This is a genomic window from Burkholderia sp. AcTa6-5, assembly GCF_017815075.1.
Classification (GTDB): domain Bacteria; phylum Pseudomonadota; class Gammaproteobacteria; order Burkholderiales; family Burkholderiaceae; genus Burkholderia; species Burkholderia sola.
Map to the genome: position 1 here is coordinate 32494 of NZ_JAGIQE010000023.1, position 26505 is coordinate 58998.

Below are 26505 nucleotides of genomic sequence, written 5' to 3' on the forward strand. Positions count from 1 at the left end.
TGGCTCCCCGACCTGGGCTCGAACCAGGGACCTACGGATTAACAGTCCGGCGCTCTACCGACTGAGCTATCGGGGAATAAATCGGTACATCTGCGTGCTATGTTTTCCAACAAAAAACCCGTCCACTTTCAACGGGCTTTTGCGTTTTTGGCTCCCCGACCTGGGCTCGAACCAGGGACCTACGGATTAACAGTCCGGCGCTCTACCGACTGAGCTATCGGGGAACAAACAAGCAACAGCAGAGAAACGAGATTGTATGGAGTGTTCGCTAACCTGTCAACACTTCGAAGCCGCGACGCATGAAATTTTTTTGCGGTCGCCGCCGTGCGATCAGCGCTCGAGCAGGTGCAGCTTGTCCTGCACGTCCTTCCATTCGTCCGCGTCGGCCGGTGCCGGCTTGGTCTTCGTGATCGACGGCCAGTTCTTCGCCAGCTCGGCGTTCAGCTCGGTGAACTGCTGCTGGTCGCCCGGAACGTCTTCTTCGGCATAGATCGCATTGGTCGGGCATTCGGCGACGCACACGGCGCAGTCGATGCACTCGTCCGGATCGATGGCGAGAAAGTTGGGACCTTCACGGAAGCAATCCACCGGGCACACATCCACGCAATCCGTGTATTTGCACTTGATGCAGCCTTCGGTCACAACGTGAGTCATTAAAACGCTCCTGCTTGGCGGTATATGGGGTGGCGTTTGCGCCAAAAGCGGCATTGTAACTGAAGCGCCAAACCCGCATGACGAGGTCGGCTATCCGGCTTATATCGTTTCGTGATTAGTTTATGGGGCGCGCGACACGGATACCCGTACGCCAGGCACCGGCACGATACGGCAAGGCGGCGGCCGGTTTCACGATGGTCGGGCCCGCATTCGGGTAACATGGCCGACAGACCGGGCGGCGCGCGGTGCGCCGGTGCCCTGTCACGATATTGGCGCTGCCGTCATCATGATCATCACTTCGCTGCTGGACACGGATCTCTACAAGTTCACGATGATGCAGGTCGTCCTGCATCACTTTCCCGCTGCAAACGTCGAATACCGGTTCCGCTGCCGCACGCCCGGCGTCGATCTCGTGCCGTACATCGACGAGATTCGCGACGAGGTGCGCGGCCTGTGCTCGCTGCGCTTTTCCGACGTCGAACTCGACTACCTGCGGCGGATGCGCTTCATCAAGAGCGACTTCGTCGACTTCCTCGCGTTGTTCCACCTGAACGAGAAGTACATCTCGATCACGCCGTCGCCGAAGGGCAACGGCGAGATCGACGTCGTGATCGAGGGGCCGTGGCTGCACACGATCCTGTTCGAGATCCCGGTGCTCGCGATCGTCAACGAAGTCTATTTCCGCAACACGCAGCGCGAGCCCGACTATCGCGAAGGGCGCGAGCGGCTGCGCGAGAAGATCAAGCTGCTCGGCGCGAAGCCCGAATTCGCCGACTGCAAGATCGCCGACTACGGCACGCGCCGGCGCTTCTCGAAGGTCTGGCACGAGGAAGTCGCGCTCACGCTGCGCGACGGGCTCGGCCCGCAGTTCGCGGGCACGAGCAACGTGCTGTACGCGATGAAGCACGACATCACGCCGCTCGGCACGATGGCGCACGAATACCTGCAGGCGTGCCAGGCGCTCGGCCCGCGGCTGCGCGATTCGCAGATCTACGGCTTCGAGATGTGGGCGAAGGAATATCGCGGCGACCTCGGGATCGCGCTGTCGGACGTCTACGGGATGGACGCGTTCCTGAACGACTTCGACATGTATTTCTGCAAGCTGTTCGACGGCGCGCGCCACGATTCGGGCGATCCGTTCGACTGGGGCGAGCGGATGCTGCGCCACTACGAGGCGAACCGCTGCGACCCGCGCACCAAGGTGCTCGTGTTCTCGGACGCGCTCGACATCCCGAAGGTCATGCAGCTGTACGAACGGTTCCGCGGCCGCTGCAAGCTCGCGTTCGGCGTCGGCACCAACCTCACCAACGATCTCGGCTACGTGCCGCTGCAGATCGTGATCAAGATGGTTCGCTGCAACGGCCAGCCGGTCGCGAAGCTGTCGGATTCGCCGGGCAAGAGCATGTGCGACGACAAGGCCTATCTCGCGTACCTGCGCCAGGTGTTCGGCATCGCGCAGCCGGTCGAGGAAGACGCGTCGAAGTAGGCGTTGGCCGTTCGGCCGAAGGTGTGTCGCGGCAGGGGTGGCCGGTATAATCCGACGTATTGCACGCCAACGTCACGAGGACCGTTCATGGACACTTCCGCCGCCCGTCGCCAGATCCTCGCGCGCATTCGCGCGGCGCAGGGGCGCGCGGCCGAACCCGATGCAGCGGAGCGCGACGGCGTCGCCGACTATCTCGCGCGGCATCCGCAGGGCCCGCGCCCGCCAGCGCCGGCCGACCTCGTCGCTGCTTTCGTCGACGAAGCGGGGCGCCTGTCGACCACGGTCGACGAAGTCGCGACGCTGGCCGACGTGCCTGCTGCCGCCGCCCGCTATCTTGCCGCTCAGGGTCTGCCGACGCAGGCCGTCGCATGGCGCACGCTGGCCGATTTCGACTGGGCCGGCGCCGGCCTGTCGGTCGAGTGCCGCAAGCCGCGCGACGGCGATCTCGTCGGCCTGACCGGCTGCTTCTGCGCGACCGCCGAAACGGGGTCGCTGGTGCTGCTGTCCGGTCCCGACACTTACGCATCGGCCGGTCTTTTGCCGGAAACCCACATCGCGATCGTGCCGGCGTCGCGCATCGTCGCCGGTCATGAAGACGCGTTCGCGCTGATTCGCGCGGAGCGCGGCGAGCTGCCGCGCGCGGTCAATTTCGTGTCGGGCCCATCGCGCACGGGCGACATCGAGCAAACGATCATTCTGGGCGCACACGGCCCGTACCGCGTGCACGCGATCGTCGTACGGGGCGCATGACGCGCCCGCCGCATTCACAGTTACTCGAACAAGGAAGTTCCGCATGAAACGACATGCCGCCTGGGCGGGCATGGCGTCGGGAATCGCGCTTGGCGCCGCTCCCGCGCTCGCATCGGCCGCCACGCTCGACGGTGCCACGCTGTCCGCGCTCTGGGGCATCCCGTTCGCCGGGATCCTGCTGTCCATCGCGCTGTTCCCGCTCGTCGCCCCGGTGTTCTGGCATCACCACTTCGGCAAGATCGCGGCCGGCTGGGCGATCGTGTTCCTCGCGCCGTTCGCGGTCGCGTTCGGCGCCGGCGCCGCGTTCGGCACGCTCGTGCATGCGCTGCTCGAGGAATACATTCCGTTCATCGTGCTGCTCACCGCGCTCTATACGGTCGCGGGCGGCATCTGCGTGAACGGCAACCTGCACGGTTCGCCGAAGCTGAATACCGCGATCCTCGCGCTCGGCACGCTGCTCGCGAGCGTGATGGGCACGACGGGCGCCGCGATGCTGCTGATCCGGCCGCTGCTGCGCGCCAACGACAACCGCAAGCATGTCGTGCACGTCGTGATCTTCTTCATCTTCCTCGTCGCGAACGCGGGTGGCTCGCTGTCGCCGCTCGGCGATCCGCCGCTGTTCCTCGGCTTCCTGAACGGCGTGAGCTTCTTCTGGACGACCACCCATCTCGCGCTGCCGATGCTGTTCATCTGCGCGGTGCTGCTCGCGCTGTTCTTCGCGCTCGATACGTACTTCTACCGGAAGGGCGGCGAGGAGCGGCCGGCCGCGCTCGATCCGACGCCCGACGGCGCGGCGCTGTCGATCGACGGCAAGATCAACTTCGTGCTGCTGGCGGCCGTGATCGCGCTCGTGCTGATGAGCGGCGTGTGGAAGCCGGGCATCTCGTTCGACGTTTGGGGCACGCACGTCGCGCTGCAGAATCTCGTGCGCGACGTCGCGCTCGTGGTCGTGACGCTCGCGTCGCTCGCGCTGACGCCGCGTTCCGCGCGCGACGGCAACGCGTTCAACTGGGCGCCGATCGAAGAAGTCGCGAAGCTGTTCGCGGGCATCTTCGTGACGATCGCGCCGGTGATCGTGATCCTGCGCGCGGGTGCGGACGGCGCGTTCGCGCAGATCGTCCATCTCGTCACGGGCCCCGACGGCAAGCCGGTCGATGCAATGTACTTCTGGGCGACCGGCATCCTGTCGTCGTTCCTCGACAACGCGCCGACCTATCTCGTGTTCTTCAACCTCGCGGGCGGCGACGCGCAGACACTGATGACGACCGGCGCGTCGACGCTCGCCGCGATTTCCGCCGGCGCGGTGTTCATGGGCGCAAACAGCTATATCGGCAACGCGCCGAACTTCATGGTGAAGGCGATCGCCGAATCGCGCGGCGTGAAGATGCCGAGCTTCTTCGCGTACCTCGGCTGGGCGCTCGTCGTGCTGATACCGGTATTCCTGCTGACGTCCTGGCTTTTCTTCACGGCGTAAGCTGACGTTTTTCAACCCCGAGCGGGCGGCTCCGGCGGCGCATCGCGCGCCGCGATCCGTCCGCGGTATGCGGAGATGGCGATGCAGAAGATCCTGGTCGCGCGTCCGATCTTTCCGGACGTGATCGAACGGCTCAAGCAGTATTTCGACGTCGACTGGAACGACGGCGATGCGCTCGCGCCCGACGCGCTTGCCGCGCGTCTGGCCGACAAGGACGGCGCGCTGACGGCCGGCGACCCGGTCGGCGCGGCCACGCTCGCGGCGGCGCCGCGCCTGCGGGTCGTGGCGAACATGGCGGTCGGCTACAACAACTTTGACATGGCCGCGTTCAACGCGGCGAACGTGCTCGGCACCAACACGCCGGACGTGCTGAACGAGTCGACCGCCGATTTCGGCTGGGCGCTGATGATGGCCGCCGCACGCCGGATCGCCGAATCCGAACACTGGCTGCGCGCCGGTCACTGGCGGAAGTGGGCGTACGACGGCTTCCTCGGCACCGACATCTACGGTTCGACGCTCGGCGTGATCGGGATGGGCCGTATCGGCCAGGCGCTTGCGCGCCGCGCGCGCGGTTTCGGGATGCAGGTGATCTATCACAACCGGTCGCGCGTCGCACCCGAGATCGAGGCCGAGCTGGATGCCGAATACGTGTCGAAGGATGCGCTGCTTGCGCGGGCCGATCATGTCGTGCTCGTGCTGCCGTACACGAAGGAGAACCATCACACGATCGGCGCGGCCGAGCTCGCGAAGATGAAACCCACCGCGACGCTGACCAACATCGCGCGCGGCGGGATCGTCGACGACGCGGCGCTGGCCGCCGCGCTGCGCGACGGGACGATCGCCGCGGCCGGCCTCGACGTGTACGAGGGCGAGCCGAGCGTGCATCCGGCGCTGCTCGAGGTGCCGAACGTCGTGCTGACGCCGCATATCGCGAGCGCGACCGAAAAGACTCGCCGCGCGATGGCCAATCTCGCCGCCGACAACCTGATCGCCGCGCTGGGCGAAGGGCCGCGTGCGGGGCAGCCGCCGAATCCGATCAACCCTGACGTGATCGGGAAGCCGCGCGCATGACGACGACGTTGTTGCTTGCGGCGGTCGTCGTGCTGGCCGTCGCGCTCGCGGTGGCGATCGTCGCGCTCGTGCGCGGCGGCGGCCGCCACGACGACGCGGCCGTGCTCGGCGACCAGATCGAGGACGCCGCGCATGCGCAGGCGCGCGCGGTCGAGCGGCTCGAACGCGAATTGCGCGGCGAGATCGTCGAGACCGCACGCGGCTCGCGTACCGAGCTGGCCGGCAGCTTCGCCCAGTTGCAGCAGACACTCGCCGCGCAACTGACGAGCGTCGCGACCGTGCAGAACAACCAGATCGAGGGGTTCGCGCAGCAGCTCGGCAAGCTCGTCGCCGGCAACGCGCAGCAGTTCGACGCGATGCGCGAGAGCGTGCAGCGCCAGGCCCAGCAGGCACGCGAGGAGCAAACGGGCGCGCTGCGGCTGTTCGGCGACACGCTGAACCGGCAGCTCACGCAACTGACCGAGGCGAACGACCGCCGGATCGGCGAGGTGCGTGCGACGCTCGAACAGCGGCTGAAGGAAATCGAGACGAACAACGCGGCGAAGCTCGAGGAGATGCGCCGCACCGTCGACGAGAAGCTGCACGCGACGCTCGAGCAGCGGCTCGGCGAATCGTTCAAGCTCGTGTCGGACCGGCTCGAACAAGTGCATCGCGGGCTCGGCGAGATGCAGACGCTCGCGGCCGGCGTCGGCGATCTGAAGAAGGTGCTGACCAACGTGAAGACGCGCGGCACCTGGGGCGAAGTGCAGCTCGAGGCGCTGCTCGAACAGATGCTTACGCCCGACCAGTACGCGAAGAACGTCGTGACGGTGCCGAAGCGTACCGAGCGCGTCGAATTCGCGATCCGGCTGCCGGGGCGGGACGCCGGCACGCGCGACGCGTCGCCGGTGTGGCTGCCAATCGACGCGAAATTCCCGCGCGAAGACTACGAGCGGCTGATCGACGCGCAGGAGCGTGCCGACGCGGTGGCCGTCGAGGAGGCGGCGCGTGCGCTCGAGGCGCGGGTGCGGATGGAAGCGCGCACGATCGCCGAGAAGTACGTCGCGCCGCCGTACACGACCGATTTCGCGCTGCTGTTCCTGCCGACCGAGGGGCTCTATGCGGAGATCCTGCGCCGCCCGGGGCTGACCGACCTGCTGCAGCGCGACTATCGCGTGACGGTCGCGGGGCCGACCACGCTCACCGCGCTGCTCAACAGCCTGCAGATGGGGTTCCGCACGCTCGCGATCGAGCAGCGTTCGAGCGAGGTGTGGCAGGTGCTCGGCGCGGTCAAGACGGAGTTCGGCAAGTTCGGCGACGTGCTCGCGCGCACGAAGGCGCAGCTCGAAACGGTCACGCGCTCGATCGAGTCCGCCGAGCAGCGCACACGTGTGATGAACCGCAAGCTGAAGCAGGTCGAGGCGTTGCCGGGCGATACGGCGGCCGGGTTGCTCGGCGCGGAAGAGGCCGAAGGCGCCGACGCGGACGACGCGTGACGCGCGTTGCTGGCAACTGTCGGACAGAAGAAACGGGCGCCCGTTTTCCTTTGCAGCGGTCACCGGCGCAGCCGGCTCGCGTTCAATGCGCGGCGAGCATGTCCAGCGCGTCGCCCGTCACGCGCACGATGCGCCACTCCGGCAGCACGGTCGCGCCCATCTTCTCGTAGAAGTCGATCGCCGGCTGATTCCAGTCGAGCACCGACCATTCGAAGCGCGCGCAACGGCGCTCGACGGCGAGCGCCGCGAGATGGCGCAGCATCGCGGTGCCGAGGCCCGTGCCGCGCTGCGACGGCTGCACGTACAGATCCTCGAGATAGAGCCCGCGGCGGCCGAGGAACGTCGAATAGTTGTGGAAGAACAGCGCGTACGCGACGATCGTGCCGTCTTGTTCGGCTACGCGTGCCTCGGCGGCAGGATGCTCGCCGAACAGCGCGTCGGCGAGATCGGCTTCGGTCGCGACGAACAGCTCGGTGAGCTTTTCGAACTCGGCCAGCTCGCGCATCAGCGCGAGGATCGTGCCGACGTCGCGCGTGTCGGCCGCGCGGATCAGCGGCGTGCCGCTCACGCTTCTTCCGGCGGATCGGACAGCACGATCTCGATGCCGCCGAAGCGCGATGCGACCCAGTTGTACGCATGGCACGCGATCCACAGCAGCACGAAACCGAGGATCGCGTTCAGCAGCAGTGCGCTCAGGATCGTGCTCAACTCGACCATCCCGTAACGGATATACGCAACGAGAATGCCGAGCAGCACGATCGGCACGCTGAACGTCAGGTAGACGAGGATCAGCGCCTTGGCGGTCTGCCCCGCGGCGATCGACGAGATTTGTTTCTTCATGTGCGGATTGCCCCCGTAGAAATATACCGATTGGAATTCAGATCAGGCCGTCGAGCGGCAGGATGTCGACCGGGGCGCCCGCGTCGACTGCCGCGGAATCGTGGCCCAGGACGATGAAACAGTTGGCGGCCGCGAGACCGCTCAGCGACGCCGAGCTTTGCGATCCGACCGGTACGACGTGCCATTGACCGTCGGCGGCGCGCGTCGCGATGCCGCGCAGGTAGTCGGTGCGGCCGGGGCGTTTCTTCAACGGTTGCGTGCTGAGCGCCGTGTACATGGCCGGCGGCGGCGTGCGCGCGCCGGCCAGCGTCAGCAGCGCGGGGCGCACGATCGCATGGAACGTCACGGCGGACGCGACCGGATTGCCGGGCAAGCCGAAGAACAGCGCGTGGCCGGCGTCGTCGGCCGCGCGGGCGAGCGTACCGCACGCGAGCGGGCGGCCCGGTCGCAGCGCGAGGCTCGCGAACGTCACGTCGCCGAGCCGGGCCATCACGTCGCGCGTGAAATCGGCTTCGCCGACCGACACGCCGCCGGACGTGATCACCGCATCGGCCTGCGCGGCGATGGCGTCGCGCAATGCGGCTTCGAGCGCGGCCGGGTCGTCGCGGACGATCCCGAGATCGATCGCGTCCACGTGCAGCCGTTCGAGCATTGCGATCAGCATCCCGCGATTGCTGTCGTACAGCGCGCCGCGGCCGAGTGGTTCGCCGGGCTCGCGCAACTCGTCGCCGGTCGAGAACACGGCGACGCGCACGCGCCGGCGCACCGTGACGTCGACGATGCCGAACGACGCGAGCAGGCCGAGATCGGACGGCCGCAAAATGCGGCCCGCGGCGAGCGCACAGGTGCCGCGCGCGAGATCCTCGCCGGCCTTGCGGCAGTTCGCGCTGCGCGCGACGTCGTGCGCGGCGAAGCGAATCGCGTCGCCGTCGACGCGAACGCGTTCCTGCGGAATCACCGTGTCGCATCCGGCCGGCATCGGCGCGCCCGTCATGATGCGCACGCATGCACCGGCCGCCACGGCGCCGTCGAACGGATGGCCGGCGAACGCGGTGCCGACAACCGTCATCGCGACCTCGCCCTGCGCCGACGCGAGTGCCGCGGCTCCGCCGTCGAACGCATAGCCGTCCATCGCCGAGTTGTCGTACGCGGGAATGTCGAATGGCGCGCTCACGTCGGCCGCGAGCACGCGATCGAGCGCCTCGCGCAGCGCCACCGTATCGCACGCGTCGACGGGCACCGCGAAGCGGCACGCGAGTGCCTGCGCGTCGGCGAGCGACAGCGGGGCATCGGGGTCGGGTGCGGTTCGGGAGGCGGGCGAGGATTGCGTGATCATCAGTCGGACTGCGCCGCAAGGCGTATCGGGTTCGTGGCCGGTGGCGCGAGGAGGGTGCCGGGGCGCGGGTTTCGCGTGCGGCAGACGCCGGGCGGGAACGGCGCGGGGCCGTCAACGGCGGGCCAGCGCGGCCAGTTCCTGCCAGGAATTGGCATTGTAAAACGCACGCTCGTCGCGAAACTCGACTTCGACCGTCGTGTGGCGTGCGTACCACGCACGCATCTTGCGGTCGCCGGCCGCGAGTCGGGCGGCGAGGTCGTCCGCCAGCGACGTGCGCAGCAGCGCGAACGTCGGCTGCGGCGAGCGCATCTGCTGCGCGTCGACGGTGACCGCCATCGCGATATCGGCCTGTTGCGCGTCGAGCGCCGCATGCAGCCGCGCGACGAGGTCGGCGGGCAGATAGGGCGTATCGCACGGCGAGCACGCGACCAGCGGTGCGCGCGCCGCGCGCATGCCGGCAAGCAGGCCCGCGAGCGGCCCGGGGAAGTCAGGGGTTTCGTCGGCGACGATGCGCGCGTCGAACGGCGCACCGAGTTCGGCATAGCGATCGGCATGGCGATTCGCGCTGATCACCGTCTCGTCGACCTGCGGCGACAGCCGGCGCAGTACGTGCAGCGCGAGCGGCGTACCGTCGAGCAGTTGCAGGCCCTTGTCGACGCCGTCCATGCGCGTGGCGCGCCCGCCCGCGAGCAGCAGGCCGGCGATCGACGGGGAGGCGGGAGCGGGCATCGTGCGCGGATGGACAGAGCGGCGTGCGTCAGCCGCCGATATACGACATTTCGACGCGCTTGCCGGCGCCGTCGGGCGCGCCGTCGGCCGATGCGCTGCCGCGCAGTTGCGAATAGCGGTCGGTGCGCGCGTGCCAGATGCGGGCGATCGCGGTCGCGATCTCGGCATCGGTCGCGCCGCCGCGCACGAGCGCACGCAGATCGTGCCCCGTCGACGCGAACAGGCACAGGTACAGCTTGCCTTCGGTCGACAGCCGCGCGCGCGTGCAGTCGCCGCAGAAGGCCTGCGTGACGCTCGAGATCACGCCGATCTCGCCGCTGCCGTCCGCATAGCCCCAGCGCTGCGCGGTCTCGGCCGCCGTGTGCGGCTCGAGCGGCACGAGCGGGAAATGTTCGGCGATGCGCGCGACGACGTCCGCCGACGGCAGCACCTCGGTCATGTTCCAGCCGTTCGACGTGCCGACGTCCATGTATTCGATGAAGCGCAGGATCACGCCGGTGCCGCGAAAACGCTCGGCCATCGGCAGGATCTCGCTGTCGTTGGTGCCGCGCTTCACGACCATGTTGACCTTGACCGGCGCGAGGCCCGCGGCCTGTGCGGCGAAGATGCCGTCGAGCACGTCGGCGCTCGCGAACTCCGCATCGTTCATGCGCTTGAACAGCGTATCGTCGAGCGCATCGAGGCTGACCGTGACGCGCGTGAGCCCGGCGTCCTTCAGCGCGCGCGCCTTGCGCGCGAGCAGCGAGCCGTTGGTCGTCAGCGTCAGGTCGAGCGGGCGGCCTGCGTGCGTCGTCAGGCGCGCGAGCCGCTCGATCAGGAATTCGAGGTTCTTGCGAAGCAGCGGCTCGCCGCCCGTGATGCGGATCTTCTCGACGCCGTGTGCGACGAAGAGCCGCGCGACGCGCTCGATTTCCTCGTGCGTAAGCAGCGCGCTGTGCGGCAGGAACGGATAGTCCTTGTCGAAGACCGCGCGCGGCATGCAGTACACGCAACGGAAGTTGCAGCGATCCGTCACCGAAATGCGCAGGTCGCGCAGCGGCCGGGCGAACGTGTCGGCCAGCGTGCCGTCGGGGGCATGCGCGACGCCGGAGACGTCCGGCATCCCGCTGACGTCGGCGAGGGGAATGATGCGTCGGGACATGTTGGAAGAAGTGCGAACCAGACTGCTATTTTAGCCGCAACCGGCCGGCGGGGCCGGTGGGCGGAAACCCGCAGCGCGGACGTGAAAAAGCCCGCCGGAGGCGGGCTTTTCCTAGGTCGTGCGATGCGCCGTTCAGTGGTGCGTCGTTTCGACCTGCTGCATCGGGGCCGTATCGGCCGGCGGCAGCACCTTGCGTTCGCGCGGCACGCGGGCCGGGCGCGGGAGTCGCGATGCGGCTTCCTGCGCGGCCGCGAACTTGTCGGCGTCCGTGTTCACCCAGACGAGACCGGCCTGCTCCAGCACGACATCCAGGCTCGCCGAAGCGGGCGCGGCTGCCGGTTGTGCGGGAGCCGGCGTCGGTGCCGGTGCGGCGACGGCCTCGACCGGTGCTGCGTCGACAGGCGCTGCTTCGACCGGTGCTGCTTCGACCGGTGCCGGTTCGACTGCCACCGGAGCGGCTTCGATCGCGACGGCCGGTGCGGCTGGCTCGACCGGTGCGGCTTGCGGCGCCTCGACAGCGACCGGCGCGGCTTGCGGCGCGTCGACAGCGACCGGCGCGGCCGCCGGCACTTCGAACGCATCGGTCGGCGATACCGCGACCGGCGCCGGGCTCGCTTCCGCGACCGCCGGTGCGACCGGTGCCGGTTCTGCTGCCTGGACGGCGACGACGGGCTCGACCGGGGCGGCCGGAGCCGCTTCGGCGTGTGCCGGCGCCGGCTGCGCTTCGACAGCGGCTGGTGCGGCATGCTGCTCGGCGACGGCTTCCACGGCGACCGCGCTGGCCGCGGCCGCGACGACTACCGGTGCGGCAGTGTGGGCCGGTTCGGCCGCGACCGGCGTCGCGGCTTGCGCCGCGACTTCGCCTTCGGCGCCTTGCTCGGCCTGGTCGACCGAGCCGTCTTCCTCGCGCTCGCGACGACCGCCGCGGCGGCCGCGACGGCGACGGCGGCGTTCTTCGCCGTCACGTGCGCCGGCTTCCGCATCGGCTGCCAGTTCCGCGCCGGGCAGGGCTTCTGCAACAGCCTTGTCGGTTTCCGGTTCCGGATGGTTTTCGCCGCGGGTGACGGTTTCGAGCGTGGCCGCATGCTGGGTCGGCTTGCGGCGTTCGCCGCGCTCGCGACGCTCGCCGCGTTCCTGGCGCTCGCCACGGCCGGCTGCTTCGACGCCTTCCGGCTGTTCGACGCGCTCGCGCGGTTCGCGGTTTTCACGCGGTTCGCGCGGCTCACGGGCTTCACGCGGCTCGCGACCTTCGCGCGGGCCACGGCCCTCGCGGCCTTCGCGACCCTCACGGTTTTCACGACCTTCGCGGTTTTCGCGACCCTCGCGGCCCTCACGCAGCTCACGACCCTCGCGCGGCTCACGGCCTTCACGCGGTTCGCGCACTTCCTTGCCTTCGCGCTCCTGGCGTTGCGGCTGGCCACGGCCGGCGGCTGCCTGGTCACGGCCGCCTTGCGCCTGCTGGGCGCCGCCGCGACGGTTGCGGTTGCGATCGCCGCCGCGCTGCTCGGTCTTTTCGGTGCGCTCGCGAGCCGGGCGGGCTGCCTGCTCCTTCGCCGGGGCTGGCGCGACCGGTGCGGGCGCCGGTGCCGGCGACACGCCGAACAGGCCCTTCAGCCAGCCGATGAAGCCGCCGCTTGCCGCGGCGACGGGCGCCGGGGCGGGGGCCGCAACGGGTTCGACCGGACGCTGCGGCGCCGGGCTCGGTGCCGGACGCTCGGGCGTGATGCCCTTGACCGCGGCTTCCTGCTTCGGCTTCACTTCGGCCGCACGCTTGCTGTAGCCGGTTTCCGACTCGAGCTCGCGGGCCGCTTCCTCGGCCATCTTCCAGGATGCGCGCGGATCGTCGAGGCGCGCGTCGTCGTGACGCAGGCGCTCGAGCTTGTAGTGCGGCGTATCGAGGTGCTTGTTCGGGATCAGCACGATGCCGACCTTGAAGCGCGACTCGATCTTGTTGATTTCCTGACGCTTTTCGTTCAGCAGGAAGGCGGTCACCTCGACCGGCACCTGGCAGTGGATCGCCGCGGTGTTTTCCTTCATCGCTTCTTCCTGAATGATCCGCAGGACCTGCAGCGCGGACGATTCGGTATCGCGGATGTGGCCGGTGCCGTTGCAGCGCGGGCACGTCACGTGGCTGCCTTCCGACAGCGCCGGGCGCAGGCGCTGGCGCGACAGCTCCATCAGGCCGAAGCGGGAGATCTTGCCCATCTGCACGCGCGCACGGTCGTGCTTGAGCGCGTCCTTCAGGCGCTGCTCGACTTCACGCTGGCTCTTCGCCGATTCCATGTCGATGAAATCGATCACGATCAGGCCGCCGAGGTCGCGCAGGCGCAGCTGGCGGGCGACTTCGTCGGCCGCTTCGAGGTTCGTGCGGGTGGCCGTTTCCTCGATGTCCGCGCCCTTGGTCGCGCGGGCCGAGTTCACGTCGATCGCGACGAGCGCTTCGGTGTGGTCGATCACGATCGCGCCACCGGACGGCAGCGGCACCGTGCGCGAGTACGCGGTTTCGATCTGGTGCTCGATCTGGAAACGCGAGAACAGCGGCACGTCGTCGTGGTAGCGCTTCACCTTCGCGACGTTGTCCGGCATCACGATGTCCATGAACGCACGGGCCTGATCGTGGATTTCGTTCGTGTCGATCAGGATTTCGCCGATATCGGGCTGGAAATAGTCCCGGATCGCGCGGATCACGAGGCTCGATTCCAGATAGATCAGCATCGGCTGGCCGGCGTTGCCGCTTTGCGACGCCGCTTCGATCGCGCGCCACAGTTGCAGCAGGTAATTCAGGTCCCATTGCAGTTCCTCGGCGCTGCGGCCGATGCCCGCGGTACGGGCGATCATGCTCATGCCGTCCGGAATCTGCAGTTGCGCCATCGTTTCGCGCAGTTCCTGGCGCTCGTCGCCTTCGATCCGGCGCGACACGCCGCCGCCGCGCGGATTGTTCGGCATCAGCACGAGGTAGCGGCCGGCGAGCGAGATGAAGGTGGTGAGGGCGGCGCCCTTGTTGCCACGCTCTTCCTTCTCGACCTGGACGATCAGCTCCTGGCCTTCGCGCAGCGCATCCTGAATGCGCGCGGAGCGCATGTCGATGCCGTCCTTGAAGTACTGGCGGGCGACTTCCTTGAACGGCAGGAAGCCGTGGCGGTCTTCGCCGTAGTTGACGAAGCACGCTTCGAGCGACGGCTCGATACGGGTGATGACACCTTTGTAGATATTGCCTTTGCGCTGTTCGCGCCCGGCGGTTTCGATGTCGATGTCGATGAGCTTTTGCCCATCGACGATGGCGACGCGCAGCTCCTCCTGCTGCGTCGCATTGAACAGCATGCGTTTCATGAACGACTCCAGGCGGCTCCGCTGCCGGCGCCTCGCGGTTGTCAGTCGCGAGGGCGGGAACGACGGCAGGCCGCACCTTGTTGTGTTGTCACGAGCACGCTGGAGCGGGAACGCTGGCGGGGAGAATTGCCTGAAGAGGCGCTTGGGCCCGAAAGACGGGGCCGGCGGCCATAGGGCACCTGCGAATACGGCTTCAAAGCACGGCGTTCACACACCGCACGCTGCAAAAGCGCGCTAAGCCTGTCCGGGCATTGCCACGGGCGCGCGCAATGCGTCGCGCGCGCCGACGGGCGGCAGATGCTGCGGCTTGGGCCGCAGCGGGGAGTATCGAATCCAGCCCGACTTTCCCGCTTGGGGTGTACTTCCCTGGTTTGACGTCGCCAAGCCCCGCACGCTTCGCGGGGCCAAATCGGGCGCAACGCCGTAATTTTCGCAACCGGCAGCCTGCGGACGCACTGCGCGCCGTCGGGCTGCCGATCAAATTCTTTTCAACCAACTTTCCGTTACCGCGGCGCCTTGCCGACCGAATCCGCCTGTGGGCGCGATCCTTGCCGACGGGCGGCGCCGTGCGTGCAACTTGCTGCATCTCTTTGATTAGGGGCGAGCAGCGGACCCCCGGCGCAAGTAAAATAGCGGTTTGCGCTTGCGCCTTGCCCAATTCAGCCGGGGCCGGCCGATCAGGCCACCCACAACGTCAGGCTGGGCAAAATTATATTCAGTATGAATGAGTTAGGCAAAATATCCCAGAATTCGGTCGCAAGCGGCCAGGTATCGATGATCGAGATCGACGAAAACTCGGCCGGTCAGCGCATCGACAATTTCCTGTTGCGCGTCTGTAAAGGCGTGCCGAAAAGCCATATTTACCGGATCCTGCGCAGCGGCGAAGTGCGCGTGAACAAGGGCCGGATCGACGCGCAGTACCGCCTGGAACTGGGCGACCTCGTCCGCGTGCCGCCGGTGCGCGTGGCCGCGGCCGACCTCGCACGCGCCGACACGCCGGTCGTGCCGCCCGCGAATTTCGACGTGCTGTACGAGGACGACGCGATGCTCGTGATCGACAAGCCGGCCGGGGTCGCGGTCCACGGCGGCAGCGGCGTCGCGTTCGGCGTGATCGAGCAGATGCGGCAGGCGCGCCCGCGCGCGAAATTCCTCGAACTGGTGCACCGGCTCGACCGCGAGACGTCCGGCATCCTGATGCTCGCGAAGAAGCGCACGGCGCTCGTCGCGCTGCACGAGCAGATCCGCGAGAACCGGATGGACAAGCGCTACTTCGCGTGCGCGCACGGCGAATGGCAACCCGACTGGGGCCGGCGCCGCGCGGTGAAGGCGCCGCTGTTCAAGTATTCGACCCCGGAAGGGGAGCGCCGCGTGCGCGTGCAGGACGATGGGCTGGCCTCGCATACGGTGTTCAACCTCGTCGACCGCTGGTCCGACTATGTGCTCGTCGAAGCGGAACTCAAAACGGGTCGGACCCATCAGATACGGGTGCACCTCGCGCATCTCGGCTTGCCGATCGCCGGCGACGCGAAGTATGGCGATTTCGCACTGAACAAGGCGCTGGCGCGCGCGAACGCGCAGCCGTCGCTGAAGCGGATGTTCCTGCATGCGCACCGCCTCAAGCTCGCGCATCCGCTGACCGGCGAGGCGCTGCAGTTCGATGCGCCGTTGCCGGCCGAATGCCGGCGCTTCCTCGATCAACTCAGCGCATTGCGCGATACCGCCTGAACGCATGGCTCGACAGCAATTTGACCTGATCGTCTTCGACTGGGACGGCACGCTGATGGATTCGACTGCGCACATCGCGCACAGCATCCAGGCCGCATGCCGCGATCTCGGTCTGCCCACGCCGTCCGACGAGGCCTCGCGCTACGTGATCGGCCTCGGGCTGCGCGACGCGCTGCAGATCGCGGCTCCGACCCTCGATCCGTCCGACTATGCGCGGCTGGCCGAACGCTATCGCTATCACTATCTGCTCGACGACCAGCGTATCCAACTGTTCGCCGGCGTGCGCGAGCTGCTCGCCGAACTGCGCGACACGGGCTACCTGCTCGCCGTCGCAACCGGCAAAGGGCGGGTCGGGCTGAACCGCGTGCTCGACCAGTCGAAACTGACGAGCTGGTTCGATGCGACGCGCTGCGCGGACGAGACGTTCTCGAAACCGCATCCGGCGATGCTGCACGAGTTGTCGCGGGAATTGGGGCAGGACCTGTCGCGCACCGTGATGATCGGCGACACTACGCACGACCTGCAGATGGCCGCCAGCGCCGGCGCGGCCGGCGTCGGCGTCGCGTACGGCGCGCACCCGGCCGATGCGCTGGCGGCGCTCACGCCGCGCTTCGTCGCGCCGGACGTCGGCGCGCTGGCCGCCTGGCTGCGGGAGCACGCATGAGCGCGGCGCCGGACGCCGTGCGCGTATGCGCGTCCGACGCGCTGACCGACGGCGGCGTCGGCGTGCGCGTCGACGCGACGCTGCGCGGCGAGCAGGCCGTCGTGTTCTTCGTGCGTTACGACGGCCGCGCGTACGGCTACCTGAACCGCTGCGCGCACGTGCCGATGGAGCTCGACTGGGCCGAAGGGCAGTTCTTCGAGTCGTCGGGCCTCTATCTGATGTGCGCGACGCACGGCGCGATCTACGCGCCGGATACCGGCAAGTGCGTCGGCGGCCCGTGCCGCGGCGGCCGCCTGCGACCGGTCGAGGTCGACGAGCGCGACACGCCCGACGGCCGTGCGGTATTCTGGGTGCCCGATGCGGACCTGCATCCTGCCACTTCCGCCACGACCGATTGACGACACTACTGCATGGCCGACCAACCGAATTCCCCGGATTCCTCCTCCCGTCCCGACAGCCGTGAACCGAGCTGGGAGCGCGCGGCGCTCGAGCGGATCGCGCTCGCGGCCGTCAAGGAGCAGCGCGCGGCACGGCGCTGGAAGATCTTCTTCCGCTTCGCGTTTCTCGGCGTGTTCGTGCTGTTCGCGTTTGCGCTGATCGATTTCTCGAGCGATTCGAAGTTTTCGGCGAGCGGGCGGCATACGGCGCTCGTGACGATCGACGGCGAGATCGCGGCCGGCGTCAACGCGAACGCCGACGACATCAACACGGCGCTCGACGCCGCCTTCGACGACGACGGCACGGTCGGCGTCGTGCTGCGGATCAACAGCCCGGGCGGCAGCCCGGTGCAGGCCGGGATGGTCTACGACGAGATCCGGCGGTTGCGCGGCAAGTATCCGGACAAGCCGCTGTACGTCGTCGTGACCGACATGTGCGCGTCGGGCGGCTATTACATCGCGTCCGCCGCCGACAAGATCTTCGTCGACAAGGCGAGCATCGTCGGGTCGATCGGCGTGCTGATGGACGGGTTCGGCTTCACCGGGCTGATGGGCAAGCTCGGCGTCGAGCGGCGCCTGCACACGTCGGGCGAAAACAAGGGCTTCTACGATCCGTTCTCGCCGGAAACGCCGAAGATGGACGCGCACGCGCAGGCACTGCTCGACCAGGTGCATGCGCAGTTCATCAAGGCGGTGAAGGATGGCCGCGGCAAGCGGCTGCACGAGACGCCCGACATGTTCTCGGGCCTGTTCTGGACCGGCGAAAAGAGCGTCGAACTGGGCCTCGCCGACGGCTACGGCACGACCGACACGGTCGCACGCGACGTGCTGAAGGCGCCGGATCTGGTCGACTACACGGTGAAGGAAAGCCTGACGAATCGCGTCGCGCGCAAGTTCGGCGCGGCCGTCGGCGGCGCCGCGATGAAGGCGCTGACGGCCGGCGGCGCGTCGGTCAGCCTGCGCTGACGGCTGACGGCTGACGGCTGACGGCTGACGGCTGGCGGCAATCGGCTGGCGGCAATCGGCGGGCCGCGACGGCCCGCCTTTCATCTGGCTGGCGGATCGCCGTTCGCGGCATCAATTCGCGAGCAGCAGGAAGATCGCGGGGCGCTTGTGCAGATTCGGCGCAGGCGCTTTTTTCCAGTCGGCCACCGTGCGGCTCGCGATCGTTTCGGTCGCGAGGGTCAGGTCGGCCGCGACGCAGATCTGCGTCGACGGCGCGCAGGTCGCGACCAGCGTGTCGAGCATCGCGTGATTCCGGTACGGCGTTTCGATGAAGATCTGCGTCTGGCGCGCCTTGCGCGACAGTTGCTCGAGTTCGCGCAGCCGTTTCGCGCGCGCGGTCGCATCGACCGGCAGATAGCCGTTGAACGCGAAGCTCTGGCCGTTCAGGCCCGACGCCATCAGCGCGAGCAGGATCGAACTCGGCCCGACGAGCGGCACGACCTTCACGCCGCGCTCGTGCGCGCGGCGCACCAGCAGCGCGCCGGGGTCGGCGACGGCCGGGCAGCCGGCTTCCGACACGAGGCCCGCGTCCGCGCCGGCCAGCACGGGCGCGAGCAGCCGGTCGATGGCGCCGGCCGGCGTATTGACGTTCAGCTCGCTGATCTCGATTTCCTGGATCGGCCGCGTCGTGCCGATCTTCTTCAGAAACGCGCGCGTCGTTTTCGCGTTCTCGCCGATGTAATAGCCGAGCGTGCCGGCGCGCGCCTGCACGGCGGCGGGCAGCACGGCGGCGAGCATCGATTCGTCGCCTTCGCCGAGCGTGTTCGGGACCAGATAAAGCGTGCCGGCGGTCATGCGCGGTCTCCTCGGGTGGTGGCAAACAGCGGATAGTCGGCGGCGCGCAGCATCCGCGTGAGGGCGATCAGCGGCAGGCCGACGAGCGCGGTCGGGTCGTCCGAGTCGATCGCGTCGAGCAGCGCGATGCCGAGCCCTTCGGACTTCGCGCTGCCGGCCACGTCGTACGGCGTTTCCGCGCGCAGGTAGGCGTCGAGTTCGGCTTCGGGCAGCGAACGGAAGCGCACGTGCGTGACGATGTCCTCGACCTGCGCGTCGTCGGTGCGGCTGTCGTACAGGCAGAGCGCACTGTGGAATTCGACTTCGCGGCCCTGCATCGACATGAGCTGCGCGAGCGCGCGCTCGTGCGTGCCGGGCTTGCCGATCTGGTGCCCGTCGAAGGTCGCGACCTGGTCCGACCCGATCACGAGCACGCCGTCCGGCGCATCGATCGTCGCGGCCACGGCCCGCGCCTTCGTGCCGGCGAGGCGCAGCGCGGTCGCGGCCGGCGTTTCGCCGGCGAGCGGGGTTTCGTCGAGGTCGGGCGACACGACGTCGAAGGGCACGCCGAGGCGCTCGAGGAGCGCGCGGCGGTAGCGGGAACTGGAGGCAAGAATCAGCCGCGGCGGGCGGCAAACGGTATCCGGCATGGTCGGTTGGATCGGTGAGTCGTCAGGTGTGGCGCGGCGTTGCGCGGACGCAAGCTTAAGTGATTGACCGCAAAAGGTAAAACAGGTATGCTTTCCCGCTTTTCGTCGGCAGGCTTTCGTTGTGGTGGCGCCTGCCGGGTCTTCGGAAGTAAAGTACGTCATCCTTCGATGAGCCGTACGCGAGCGGTGCCAAGCCGGATCCGCAAGTCAGCCTGTAGGCAGGAGCGCACATGAACACTTCTTCTGGCAAACCTGCGGCGGCGCTCGATCCGCACGCGGTCGACCTGTTCGAGTTCGCCCGCAGCGGGCGGCAGGCAGCCGGGGCGGTGCGCCTCTCGCAACTGCCGCGCATGTTAAACGAAGTGCCGACGGACGCGCCAGATCGCGACACGGTCTTCACGTGGCAGGCGGAAGGGTTCACGCAGAAGGAGTTGCAGGACGACGGCGCCGACGGGCAGCAGCCGTATCTGCGCCTCGCGGTGCACGGCCATGCGTGGCTCACGTGCCAGCGCTGCGTGACGCCGTACGATCAGACGTTCGACGTCGACATGACGTACCGGGTCGTCGCGACCGAAGAAGAAGCTGAGGAATTTCCGCTCGACGACGATGAAGCCGATGTGATCGTGGGCTCACGCCAGTTCGATCTCGTCGACTTGATCGAAGAGGAATTGCTGCTTTCGTTGCCGCTCGTGCCCAAGCACGAGGTTTGCCCGGCAGTTCACGAAAGCCTCGTGTCGGGCGCGAGCGGTCCCGCGGAAGCGGCGGACGAGGAGTCCGACGAAGCCGGGGACGAAGGCAAACGGCCGAATCCGTTCGCAGCGCTGCAAGCGTTGAAGAAGGACGGTGACGGCACCAAGAAACACTAAGCAGTTGTGGCGCGGGAAGGCGTAGGGCTTTGGGCCAGGGTAGTTAAGCGCCGGATCGGGCTGTGTTAGAATCCGGAAAATTATTTAGGAGTTAGTCATGGCAGTCCAGCAAAACAAGAAGTCGCCGTCGAAGCGCGGCATGCATCGTTCGCACGATTTCCTGACGGCAGCGCCGCTGGCAGTCGAGCCGAGCACGGGTGAAGTGCATCTGCGTCACCACGTCAGCCCGAACGGCTACTATCGCGGCAAGAAAGTCGTCAAGACGAAGAACGACTAAGCGTCAAGTCACGCGTTGCGCGCTACGCTCGCCGTTCGCGTGACAACTGGTTCGCTTGACACTTTCCTGGCTCAACAAAAAGGCGGCATTCAACTGCCGCTTTTTTGTGCCTGAAATTCGTCGCATTCCATGACCGTAAAGCTCACAATCGATTGCATGGGAGGCGACCACGGCCCGTCCGTGACCGTTCCCGCGGCAGTCAAGTTCGTCCGCGCGCATCCCGATGCGCACCTGATGCTCGTCGGCATCGAAAGCGCGATTCGCGCTCAGCTGAAGAAGCTGAAAGCCCTCGACGATCCCGCGTTGACCATCGTGCCCGCCACCGAAGTCGTGGCGATGGACGATCCTGTCGAAGTGGCGCTGCGCAAGAAGAAGGATTCTTCGATGCGCGTCGCGCTCAACCACGTCAAGGAAGGCGCGGCGCAGGCCTGCATCTCGGCCGGCAATACCGGCGCGCTGATGGCCGTTTCCCGTTACGTGCTCAAGACGCTGCCCGGCATCGAGCGGCCCGCGATCGCGTCCGCGCTGCCGAACCCGACCGGCTACACGATGATGCTGGACCTCGGCGCGAACGTCGACTGCGAGCCGCAGCACCTGCTGCAGTTCGCGGAGATGGGGCACGCGCTCGTGGCCGCGCTCGAAGGCAAGGAGCGCCCGACGATCGGCCTGCTGAACATCGGCGAAGAGGTCATCAAGGGCAACGAGACGATCAAGCGCGCAGGCGAGCTGCTGCGCGCCAGCACGCTCAATTTCCGCGGCAACGTGGAAGGCAACGACATCTACAAGGGCACCGTCGACGTGATCGTGTGCGACGGCTTCGTCGGCAACGTCGCGCTGAAGACGTCCGAAGGGCTCGCGCAGATGCTGTCGAACATCATCCGCGAGGAGTTCGGCCGTTCGCTGATGTCGAGGCTGATGGCGTTGCTCGCGCTGCCGGTGCTGATGCGTTTCAAGAAGCGCGTCGACCACCGCCAGTACAACGGCGCGGCGCTGCTGGGGCTGAAGAGCCTCGTGATCAAGAGCCACGGTTCGGCCGACGCGTACGCGTTTGAGTGGGCGATCAAACGCGGGTATGATGCCGTCAAAAACGGGGTGCTGGAGCGCCTCGCGCGCGCGATGGCGGATAATTCAGTGTCGCTCGGCGATGGCGGACACGACGCGGGCGGCGCGGGCCAGGCAAGCCCGGCCGCAGGCCATCACGCCGAACCTTCCGCTGCGCAATCCTCTAAAGCATAAATGGCCCAATCGACTCTCTATTCCCGCGTGCTCGGCACGGGCAGCTACCTGCCGCCCGACCGCGTCACGAACCAGCAGTTGACCGATCGTCTTGCGAAGGAAGGCATCGAGACCAGCGACGAATGGATCGTCGCGCGCACGGGCATCCACGCGCGCCATTTCGCCGCACCCGACGTCGCGACGAGCGATCTCGCGCTCGAGGCGTCGCGTCGTGCGATCGAAGCGGCCGGTATCGATCCGCAGTCGATCGACCTGATCATCGTCGCGACTTCGACCCCCGATTTCGTGTTCCCGAGCACCGCGTGCCTGCTGCAGAACAAGCTCGGCATCAAGAACGGCGGTGCGGCATTCGACGTGCAGGCCGTATGCTCGGGTTTCGCGTATGCGATGGCCACGGCCGACAGCTTCATCCGCAGCGGCCAGCACCGCACCGCGCTGATCGTCGGCGCGGAGACGTTCTCGCGCATTCTCGACTTCAAGGACCGCACGACCTGCGTGCTGTTCGGCGACGGCGCGGGCGCGGTGATCCTGTCCGCGTCGGAAGAACCGGGCGTGCTCGGCAGCGCGCTGCACGCGGACGGCAGCTACTCGAACATCCTGTGCACGCCGGGCAACGTCAATCGCGGCGTGATCGACGGCAGCGCATTCCTGCACATGGACGGGCAGGCCGTATTCAAGCTCGCGGTCAACGTGCTCGAAAAAGTCGCGATCGAAGCGCTCGCGAAGGCGAATCTCGCGCCCGAGCAAATCGACTGGCTGATTCCGCACCAGGCCAACATCCGCATCATGACCAGCACCTGCCGCAAGCTCGGCCTGCCGCAGGAGCGCATGGTCGTGACGGTCGACCAGCACGGCAACACGTCGGCGGCGTCGATCCCGCTGGCGCTCGACGCCGCGGTGCGTGACGGCCGCATCCAGCGTGGCCAACACGTGCTGATCGAAGGCGTCGGCGGCGGCTTCACCTGGGGCGCGTCGGTCTTCCGCTTCTGATCCGCGGCGCGCGACAAGCCGCGCGCGGATCCCGTCGGCGCGCCGTTCGTGCGCACCGTCCGAATCGATTCAATTGGGGACGATATGAAATTTGCATTCGTTTTTCCGGGGCAGGGCTCGCAAGCGATCGGCATGCTCAACGCATTCGCCGATCTGGCCGTCGTGCGCGAGACGCTCCAGGAAGCGTCCGATGCGCTCAATCAGGATCTCGGCAAGCTGATCGCCGAAGGTCCGGCCGAAGAGCTGAACCTGACCACCAACACGCAGCCCGTGATGCTGACCGCCGCATACGCGTGCTACCGCGCGTGGCAGCAGGCAGGCGGCCCGGCGCCGTCGATCGTCGCCGGCCACAGCCTCGGCGAATACACGGCGCTCGTCGCGGCCGGCGCGCTTGCGTTCAAGGACGCGGTGCCGCTCGTGCGCTTCCGTGCGCAGGCGATGCAGACGGCCGTGCCGGTCGGCCAGGGCGGCATGGCCGCGATCTTGGGCCTCGACGACGACACGGTGCGCGCGGTGTGCGCCGAAGCCGCGGAAGCGGGCGTCGTCGAAGCGGTGAACTTCAATGCGCCCGCGCAGGTCGTGATCGCCGGCAGCAAGGCCGCGGTCGAAAAGGCATGCGAGATCGCGAAGGCGAAGGGCGCGAAGCGCGCGCTGCCGCTGCCGGTGTCGGCGCCGTTCCATTCGTCGCTGCTCAAGCCGGCGTCGGACCAGCTGCGCGACTATCTCGCGAACGTCGACGTGAAGGCGCCGCAGATTCCGGTCGTCAACAACATCGACGTCGCCGTGGTCAGCGATCCGGCCGCGATCAAGGATGCGCTGGTGCGCCAGGCCGCAGGCCCGGTGCGCTGGGTCGAGTGCGTGCGGCACATCGCCGGCACGGGCGTCACGCACGTGATCGAATGCGGTCCGGGCAAGGTGCTGGCCGGCCTGACGAAGCGCATCGACGGCAACCTGACGGGTGCGTCGGTGTTCGATCCGGCTTCGCTCGACGAAGCGCTCAAGCTCGCGACCGCCTGACGCGGCGCCTTTTCCCAAGCAACGGATATTCGATTCATGGACAAGACTCTCGATAAACAGGTTGCGATCGTGACCGGCGCGTCGCGCGGCATCGGCCGTTCGATCGCGCTCGAACTCGCGCGCCTGGGCGCGACGGTGATCGGCACGGCGACGAGCGAATCGGGCGCCGCCGCGATCACCGCGGCGTTCGCGGAAGCGGGCGTCACGGGCCGCGGCGCGGTGCTGAACGTCAACGACGCGGCAGCCGCCGAGGCGCTGATCGATGCGACCGTGAAGGAATTCGGCGCGCTGAACGTGCTCGTCAACAACGCGGGCATCACGCAGGACCAGCTCGCGATGCGGATGAAGGACGAGGACTGGGACGCGGTGATCGACACCAACCTGAAGTCGGTGTTCCGCCTGTCGCGTGCGGTGCTGCGCCCGATGATGAAGGCGCGCGGCGGCCGTATCATCAACATCACGTCGGTGGTCGGCTCGGCCGGCAATCCGGGTCAGGTCAACTACGCGGCCGCGAAGGCCGGCGTCGCGGGCATGACGCGGGCGCTCGCGCGCGAGATCGGTAGCCGCGGCATCACCGTGAACTGCGTGGCGCCGGGCTTCATCGACACCGACATGACGAAGACGCTGCCGGAAGAACAGCAGGCCGCGCTCAAGACCCAGATTCCGCTCGGCCGCCTCGGCAGCCCGGAGGACATCGCCCATGCCGTCGCGTTCCTCGCATCGCCGCAGGCCGGTTACATCACCGGTACGACGCTGCACGTGAACGGCGGCATGTACATGTCGTAACGGTTTTCGTTTACCATCCGCGCCGTATCCCGTTTTTCAGGCGGACCGGCGCTTGATCGACCATCAAGCCAACGCGCGTTTTGCCGTCAGCAAACCTGATAAAATGCGCGCACTTGTAAATCTGAACTTTCCCTCGGAGGGGTAATGGACAACATCGAACAACGTGTCAAGAAGATCGTCGCTGAGCAACTGGGCGTCGCGGAAGCCGAGATCAAGAACGAAGCTTCGTTCGTGAACGACCTGGGCGCCGATTCGCTCGACACGGTCGAACTGGTGATGGCTCTGGAAGACGAGTTCGGCATGGAAATCCCGGACGAAGAAGCAGAGAAGATCACGACCGTTCAGCAAGCGATCGACTACGCTCGCGCAAACGTCAAGGCGTAAGCGCCTTTCGCGCTTGTCCGCCACGTCGCCGCGATCATCGCGATTGACGCGCCATCCTGCCGGCTCCGCGCCGGACGGACTAACAGCCACAGGGCTCGCAGGGCTGGTTCCTGTGGCCACTGTGGCTTTTGTTTTTGTCATCCAATAATGGAAAAGAGGTTACCGTGAGCCGCCGTCGTGTTGTCGTTACAGGCCTGGGGCTGATTTCGCCTGTTGGCAATAATGTTGCCGACGGCTGGGCCAATCTCGTCGCCGGCAAGTCCGGTATCGCCACCGTCACGAAGTTCGATGCGTCGAACCTCGCCTGCCATTTCGCGGGCGAAGTGAAGGGTTTCAGCGCCGAGGAGTACATCCCGGCGAAGGAAGCCCGGAACATGGATACGTTCATCCATTACGGCATCGCCGCCGGCGTCCAGGCCATCCGGGACAGCGGGCTGGAAGTGACCGAAGCCAACGCGGAACGCATCGGCGTGCTGGTCGGTTCCGGCATCGGCGGCCTGCCGATGATCGAGGATACGCACCAGACCTACGTCGATCGCGGCGCGCGCCGGATTTCGCCGTTCTTCGTGCCGGGTTCGATCATCAACATGATCTCGGGTCACCTGAGCATCATGTTCGGCCTGAAGGGCCCGAACCTCGCGGCCGTCACGGCCTGCACGACCGGCCTGCACTCCATCGGCCTCGCCGCGCGCCTGATCCAGGCCGGCGACGCCGACGTGATGGTCGCGGGCGGCGCCGAATCGACGGTCTCGCCGCTCGGCATCGGCGGTTTCGCGGCAGCACGCGCGCTGTCGACCCGCAACGACGATCCGGCGACCGCGTCGCGTCCGTGGGACAAGGACCGCGACGGCTTCGTGCTGGGCGAGGGTTCCGGCGTGATGGTGCTCGAAGAGTACGAGGCGGCGAAGGCGCGCGGCGCGAAGATCTATGCGGAAGTCGCAGGCTTCGGCATGACGGGCGACGCGTACCACATGACCGCGCCGAACATGGATGGTCCGCGCCGCTGCATGGTCGCGGCCCTGCGCGACGCCGGCATGAACGCCGACGAGGTCCAGTACCTGAACGCGCATGGCACGTCCACGCCGCTGGGCGACAAGAACGAGTCCGACGCGGTGAAGGCGGCGTTCGGCGAGCACGCGTACAAGCTCGTCGTGAACTCGACGAAGTCGATGACGGGCCACCTGCTGGGTGGCGCGGGCGGCCTCGAATCGGTGTTCACGGTGCTGGCGCTGCACAACAACGTGTCGCCGCCGACCATCAACATCTTCAACCAGGACCCCGAGTGCGATCTCGATTACTGCGCGAACACCGCGCGTGACATGAAGATCGACGTGGCCGTGAAGAACAACTTCGGCTTCGGCGGGACCAACGGCACGCTGGTGTTCAAGCGCGTCTGACGTCGAATCGC

26 protein-coding genes and 2 tRNA genes are annotated in these 26505 nt (G+C 67.4%); 17 read left to right on the forward strand and 11 right to left on the reverse strand.

The genetic code is table 11. The features are described from left to right. The 3 genes from J8I33_RS26180 to fdxA all read right to left on the reverse strand — a co-directional run bounded on the left by J8I33_RS26180 (position 1) and on the right by fdxA (position 654). A tRNA-Asn gene (locus tag J8I33_RS26180) sits at positions 1-76 on the reverse strand. Positions 77-148: 72 nt separating this feature from the next. Beyond that, a tRNA-Asn gene (locus J8I33_RS26185) sits at positions 149-224 on the reverse strand. A 106-nt stretch (positions 225-330) separates the two neighbouring features. Then, on the reverse strand, positions 331-654 hold the full coding sequence (gene fdxA / locus J8I33_RS26190; RefSeq protein ID WP_011544919.1) for a ferredoxin FdxA: 324 nt from the start codon (positions 652-654) through the stop codon (positions 331-333). A gap of 286 nt (positions 655-940) precedes the next feature. On the opposite strand from fdxA, the gene pncB reads away from it, so the two are divergent. From pncB to rmuC, 5 genes are all read left to right on the forward strand, one after another. Then, a complete protein-coding gene (gene pncB, locus J8I33_RS26195; protein ID WP_050011492.1) occupies positions 941-2140 on the forward strand; it encodes a nicotinate phosphoribosyltransferase in 1200 nt (399 codons plus the stop codon). Positions 2141-2227: 87 nt separating this feature from the next. Further along, complete coding sequence (locus tag J8I33_RS26200; RefSeq protein ID WP_050011491.1) at positions 2228-2890, forward strand: lactate utilization protein C; 663 nt, start codon at positions 2228-2230, stop codon at positions 2888-2890. Positions 2891-2933: 43 nt separating this feature from the next. Further along, entirely contained in the window at positions 2934-4364 is a 1431-nt protein-coding gene (locus tag J8I33_RS26205; RefSeq protein ID WP_209929003.1) for a sodium:proton antiporter, read from the forward strand. Between the two features lie 81 nt (positions 4365-4445). Then, the gene (locus tag J8I33_RS26210) at positions 4446-5435 is read left to right on the forward strand and encodes a D-glycerate dehydrogenase (protein ID WP_050011803.1); all 990 of its coding nucleotides are present in this window, start codon (positions 4446-4448) and stop codon (positions 5433-5435) included. Beyond that, positions 5432-6910 carry a DNA recombination protein RmuC gene (gene rmuC / locus J8I33_RS26215; RefSeq protein ID WP_050011489.1) on the forward strand — a complete coding sequence of 493 codons (1479 nt, stop codon included), beginning with the start codon at positions 5432-5434 and terminating at the stop codon, positions 6908-6910. Before J8I33_RS26210 ends, rmuC begins: the two co-directional genes overlap by 4 nt. An 82-nt stretch (positions 6911-6992) precedes the next feature. On the opposite strand, the gene J8I33_RS26220 is transcribed toward rmuC, so the two are convergent. The 6 genes from J8I33_RS26220 to J8I33_RS26245 all read right to left on the reverse strand — a co-directional run bounded on the left by J8I33_RS26220 (position 6993) and on the right by J8I33_RS26245 (position 14286). After that, complete coding sequence (locus J8I33_RS26220) at positions 6993-7478, reverse strand: GNAT family N-acetyltransferase (RefSeq protein WP_209939415.1); 486 nt, start codon at positions 7476-7478, stop codon at positions 6993-6995. After that, positions 7475-7750 (reverse strand): hypothetical protein, encoded by a 276-nt coding sequence (locus tag J8I33_RS26225; protein ID WP_006476519.1) that lies wholly within the window; start codon positions 7748-7750, stop codon positions 7475-7477. The genes J8I33_RS26220 and J8I33_RS26225 overlap by 4 nt, the downstream gene beginning before the upstream one ends. A 37-nt stretch (positions 7751-7787) precedes the next feature. Further along, the gene (gene glp, locus J8I33_RS26230; protein WP_209939416.1) at positions 7788-9086 is read right to left on the reverse strand and encodes a gephyrin-like molybdotransferase Glp; all 1299 of its coding nucleotides are present in this window, start codon (positions 9084-9086) and stop codon (positions 7788-7790) included. A 111-nt stretch (positions 9087-9197) separates the two neighbouring features. Next, entirely contained in the window at positions 9198-9815 is a 618-nt protein-coding gene (gene mobA / locus J8I33_RS26235) for a molybdenum cofactor guanylyltransferase MobA (RefSeq protein WP_050011486.1), read from the reverse strand. A gap of 28 nt (positions 9816-9843) precedes the next feature. Beyond that, on the reverse strand, positions 9844-10956 hold the full coding sequence (moaA, locus tag J8I33_RS26240; protein WP_124594702.1) for a GTP 3',8-cyclase MoaA: 1113 nt from the start codon (positions 10954-10956) through the stop codon (positions 9844-9846). Positions 10957-11088: 132 nt separating this feature from the next. Further along, positions 11089-14286: an Rne/Rng family ribonuclease gene (locus tag J8I33_RS26245; protein ID WP_209939417.1), complete on the reverse strand. Its 3198-nt coding sequence runs from the start codon at positions 14284-14286 to the stop codon at positions 11089-11091. Positions 14287-15006: 720 nt separating this feature from the next. Here J8I33_RS26245 and J8I33_RS26250 point away from each other — a divergent pair. From J8I33_RS26250 to J8I33_RS26265, 4 genes are read left to right on the forward strand one after another with little or no spacing between them, the layout of a single operon-like run. Next, on the forward strand, positions 15007-16011 hold the full coding sequence (locus J8I33_RS26250; RefSeq protein WP_209929190.1) for an RluA family pseudouridine synthase: 1005 nt from the start codon (positions 15007-15009) through the stop codon (positions 16009-16011). Positions 16012-16015: 4 nt separating this feature from the next. Continuing rightward, on the forward strand, positions 16016-16675 hold the full coding sequence (locus J8I33_RS26255) for an HAD-IA family hydrolase (protein ID WP_209929188.1): 660 nt from the start codon (positions 16016-16018) through the stop codon (positions 16673-16675). Next, a complete protein-coding gene (locus J8I33_RS26260) occupies positions 16672-17073 on the forward strand; it encodes a Rieske 2Fe-2S domain-containing protein (protein WP_050011481.1) in 402 nt (133 codons plus the stop codon). The genes J8I33_RS26255 and J8I33_RS26260 overlap by 4 nt, the downstream gene beginning before the upstream one ends. 12 nt (positions 17074-17085) lie before the next feature. Next, positions 17086-18078 carry a S49 family peptidase gene (locus tag J8I33_RS26265; RefSeq protein ID WP_050011480.1) on the forward strand — a complete coding sequence of 331 codons (993 nt, stop codon included), beginning with the start codon at positions 17086-17088 and terminating at the stop codon, positions 18076-18078. Between the two features lie 111 nt (positions 18079-18189). On the opposite strand, the gene J8I33_RS26270 is transcribed toward J8I33_RS26265, so the two are convergent. Together J8I33_RS26270 and J8I33_RS26275 are read right to left on the reverse strand one after the other, a co-directional pair. After that, complete coding sequence (locus J8I33_RS26270) at positions 18190-18912, reverse strand: SAM-dependent methyltransferase (protein ID WP_209939418.1); 723 nt, start codon at positions 18910-18912, stop codon at positions 18190-18192. Next, positions 18909-19541 carry a Maf-like protein gene (locus tag J8I33_RS26275; protein WP_209939419.1) on the reverse strand — a complete coding sequence of 211 codons (633 nt, stop codon included), beginning with the start codon at positions 19539-19541 and terminating at the stop codon, positions 18909-18911. Before J8I33_RS26275 ends, J8I33_RS26270 begins: the two co-directional genes overlap by 4 nt. A gap of 230 nt (positions 19542-19771) precedes the next feature. Here J8I33_RS26275 and J8I33_RS26280 point away from each other — a divergent pair, with 230 nt between their 5' ends. The 8 genes from J8I33_RS26280 (at position 19772) to fabF (ending at position 26494) form a co-directional block, all read left to right on the forward strand. Next, positions 19772-20407 carry a DUF177 domain-containing protein gene (locus J8I33_RS26280; RefSeq protein WP_050011478.1) on the forward strand — a complete coding sequence of 212 codons (636 nt, stop codon included), beginning with the start codon at positions 19772-19774 and terminating at the stop codon, positions 20405-20407. 97 nt (positions 20408-20504) lie between these two features. After that, complete coding sequence (gene rpmF / locus J8I33_RS26285) at positions 20505-20684, forward strand: 50S ribosomal protein L32 (RefSeq protein WP_006051932.1); 180 nt, start codon at positions 20505-20507, stop codon at positions 20682-20684. Between the two features lie 129 nt (positions 20685-20813). Further along, the gene (plsX, locus tag J8I33_RS26290) at positions 20814-21920 is read left to right on the forward strand and encodes a phosphate acyltransferase PlsX (protein ID WP_124556911.1); all 1107 of its coding nucleotides are present in this window, start codon (positions 20814-20816) and stop codon (positions 21918-21920) included. Further along, on the forward strand, positions 21921-22910 hold the full coding sequence (locus J8I33_RS26295) for a beta-ketoacyl-ACP synthase III (RefSeq protein ID WP_209929184.1): 990 nt from the start codon (positions 21921-21923) through the stop codon (positions 22908-22910). 84 nt (positions 22911-22994) lie between these two features. Continuing rightward, positions 22995-23927, forward strand: a complete 933-nt coding sequence (gene fabD / locus J8I33_RS26300) for an ACP S-malonyltransferase (protein WP_012492432.1) — start codon at positions 22995-22997, stop codon at positions 23925-23927. 36 nt (positions 23928-23963) lie between these two features. Then, complete coding sequence (gene fabG, locus J8I33_RS26305; protein WP_006476504.1) at positions 23964-24713, forward strand: 3-oxoacyl-ACP reductase FabG; 750 nt, start codon at positions 23964-23966, stop codon at positions 24711-24713. Between the two features lie 144 nt (positions 24714-24857). Next, entirely contained in the window at positions 24858-25097 is a 240-nt protein-coding gene (gene acpP, locus J8I33_RS26310) for an acyl carrier protein (RefSeq protein ID WP_004197638.1), read from the forward strand. A 164-nt stretch (positions 25098-25261) separates the two neighbouring features. Further along, entirely contained in the window at positions 25262-26494 is a 1233-nt protein-coding gene (fabF, locus tag J8I33_RS26315) for a beta-ketoacyl-ACP synthase II (protein WP_050011474.1), read from the forward strand. The last annotated feature ends 11 nt before the right edge of the window (positions 26495-26505 follow it).

Excerpts from the sequence above, each read along its gene's own strand:
- J8I33_RS26275 (WP_209939419.1), bottom strand. The coding sequence starts at position 19,541 with ATGCCGGATACCGTTTGCCGCCCGCCGCGGCTGATTCTTGCCTCCAGT.
- rpmF (WP_006051932.1), top strand. The coding sequence starts at position 20,505 with ATGGCAGTCCAGCAAAACAAGAAGTCGCCGTCGAAGCGCGGCATGCAT.
- J8I33_RS26250 (WP_209929190.1), top strand. The coding sequence starts at position 15,007 with ATGAATGAGTTAGGCAAAATATCCCAGAATTCGGTCGCAAGCGGCCAG.
- glp (WP_209939416.1), bottom strand. The coding sequence starts at position 9,086 with ATGATCACGCAATCCTCGCCCGCCTCCCGAACCGCACCCGACCCCGAT.
- fabG (WP_006476504.1), top strand. The coding sequence starts at position 23,964 with ATGGACAAGACTCTCGATAAACAGGTTGCGATCGTGACCGGCGCGTCG.
- rmuC (WP_050011489.1), top strand. The coding sequence starts at position 5,432 with ATGACGACGACGTTGTTGCTTGCGGCGGTCGTCGTGCTGGCCGTCGCG.
- J8I33_RS26295 (WP_209929184.1), top strand. The coding sequence starts at position 21,921 with ATGGCCCAATCGACTCTCTATTCCCGCGTGCTCGGCACGGGCAGCTAC.
- plsX (WP_124556911.1), top strand. The coding sequence starts at position 20,814 with ATGACCGTAAAGCTCACAATCGATTGCATGGGAGGCGACCACGGCCCG.
- J8I33_RS26265 (WP_050011480.1), top strand. The coding sequence starts at position 17,086 with ATGGCCGACCAACCGAATTCCCCGGATTCCTCCTCCCGTCCCGACAGC.
- J8I33_RS26270 (WP_209939418.1), bottom strand. The coding sequence starts at position 18,912 with ATGACCGCCGGCACGCTTTATCTGGTCCCGAACACGCTCGGCGAAGGC.
- J8I33_RS26245 (WP_209939417.1), bottom strand. The coding sequence starts at position 14,286 with ATGAAACGCATGCTGTTCAATGCGACGCAGCAGGAGGAGCTGCGCGTC.
- pncB (WP_050011492.1), top strand. The coding sequence starts at position 941 with ATGATCATCACTTCGCTGCTGGACACGGATCTCTACAAGTTCACGATG.
- J8I33_RS26280 (WP_050011478.1), top strand. The coding sequence starts at position 19,772 with ATGAACACTTCTTCTGGCAAACCTGCGGCGGCGCTCGATCCGCACGCG.
- J8I33_RS26205 (WP_209929003.1), top strand. The coding sequence starts at position 2,934 with ATGAAACGACATGCCGCCTGGGCGGGCATGGCGTCGGGAATCGCGCTT.
- acpP (WP_004197638.1), top strand. The coding sequence starts at position 24,858 with ATGGACAACATCGAACAACGTGTCAAGAAGATCGTCGCTGAGCAACTG.
- mobA (WP_050011486.1), bottom strand. The coding sequence starts at position 9,815 with ATGCCCGCTCCCGCCTCCCCGTCGATCGCCGGCCTGCTGCTCGCGGGC.
- fabD (WP_012492432.1), top strand. The coding sequence starts at position 22,995 with ATGAAATTTGCATTCGTTTTTCCGGGGCAGGGCTCGCAAGCGATCGGC.
- moaA (WP_124594702.1), bottom strand. The coding sequence starts at position 10,956 with ATGTCCCGACGCATCATTCCCCTCGCCGACGTCAGCGGGATGCCGGAC.
- J8I33_RS26255 (WP_209929188.1), top strand. The coding sequence starts at position 16,016 with ATGGCTCGACAGCAATTTGACCTGATCGTCTTCGACTGGGACGGCACG.
- J8I33_RS26260 (WP_050011481.1), top strand. The coding sequence starts at position 16,672 with ATGAGCGCGGCGCCGGACGCCGTGCGCGTATGCGCGTCCGACGCGCTG.
- J8I33_RS26210 (WP_050011803.1), top strand. The coding sequence starts at position 4,446 with ATGCAGAAGATCCTGGTCGCGCGTCCGATCTTTCCGGACGTGATCGAA.
- fdxA (WP_011544919.1), bottom strand. The coding sequence starts at position 654 with ATGACTCACGTTGTGACCGAAGGCTGCATCAAGTGCAAATACACGGAT.
- J8I33_RS26200 (WP_050011491.1), top strand. The coding sequence starts at position 2,228 with ATGGACACTTCCGCCGCCCGTCGCCAGATCCTCGCGCGCATTCGCGCG.
- J8I33_RS26225 (WP_006476519.1), bottom strand. The coding sequence starts at position 7,750 with ATGAAGAAACAAATCTCGTCGATCGCCGCGGGGCAGACCGCCAAGGCG.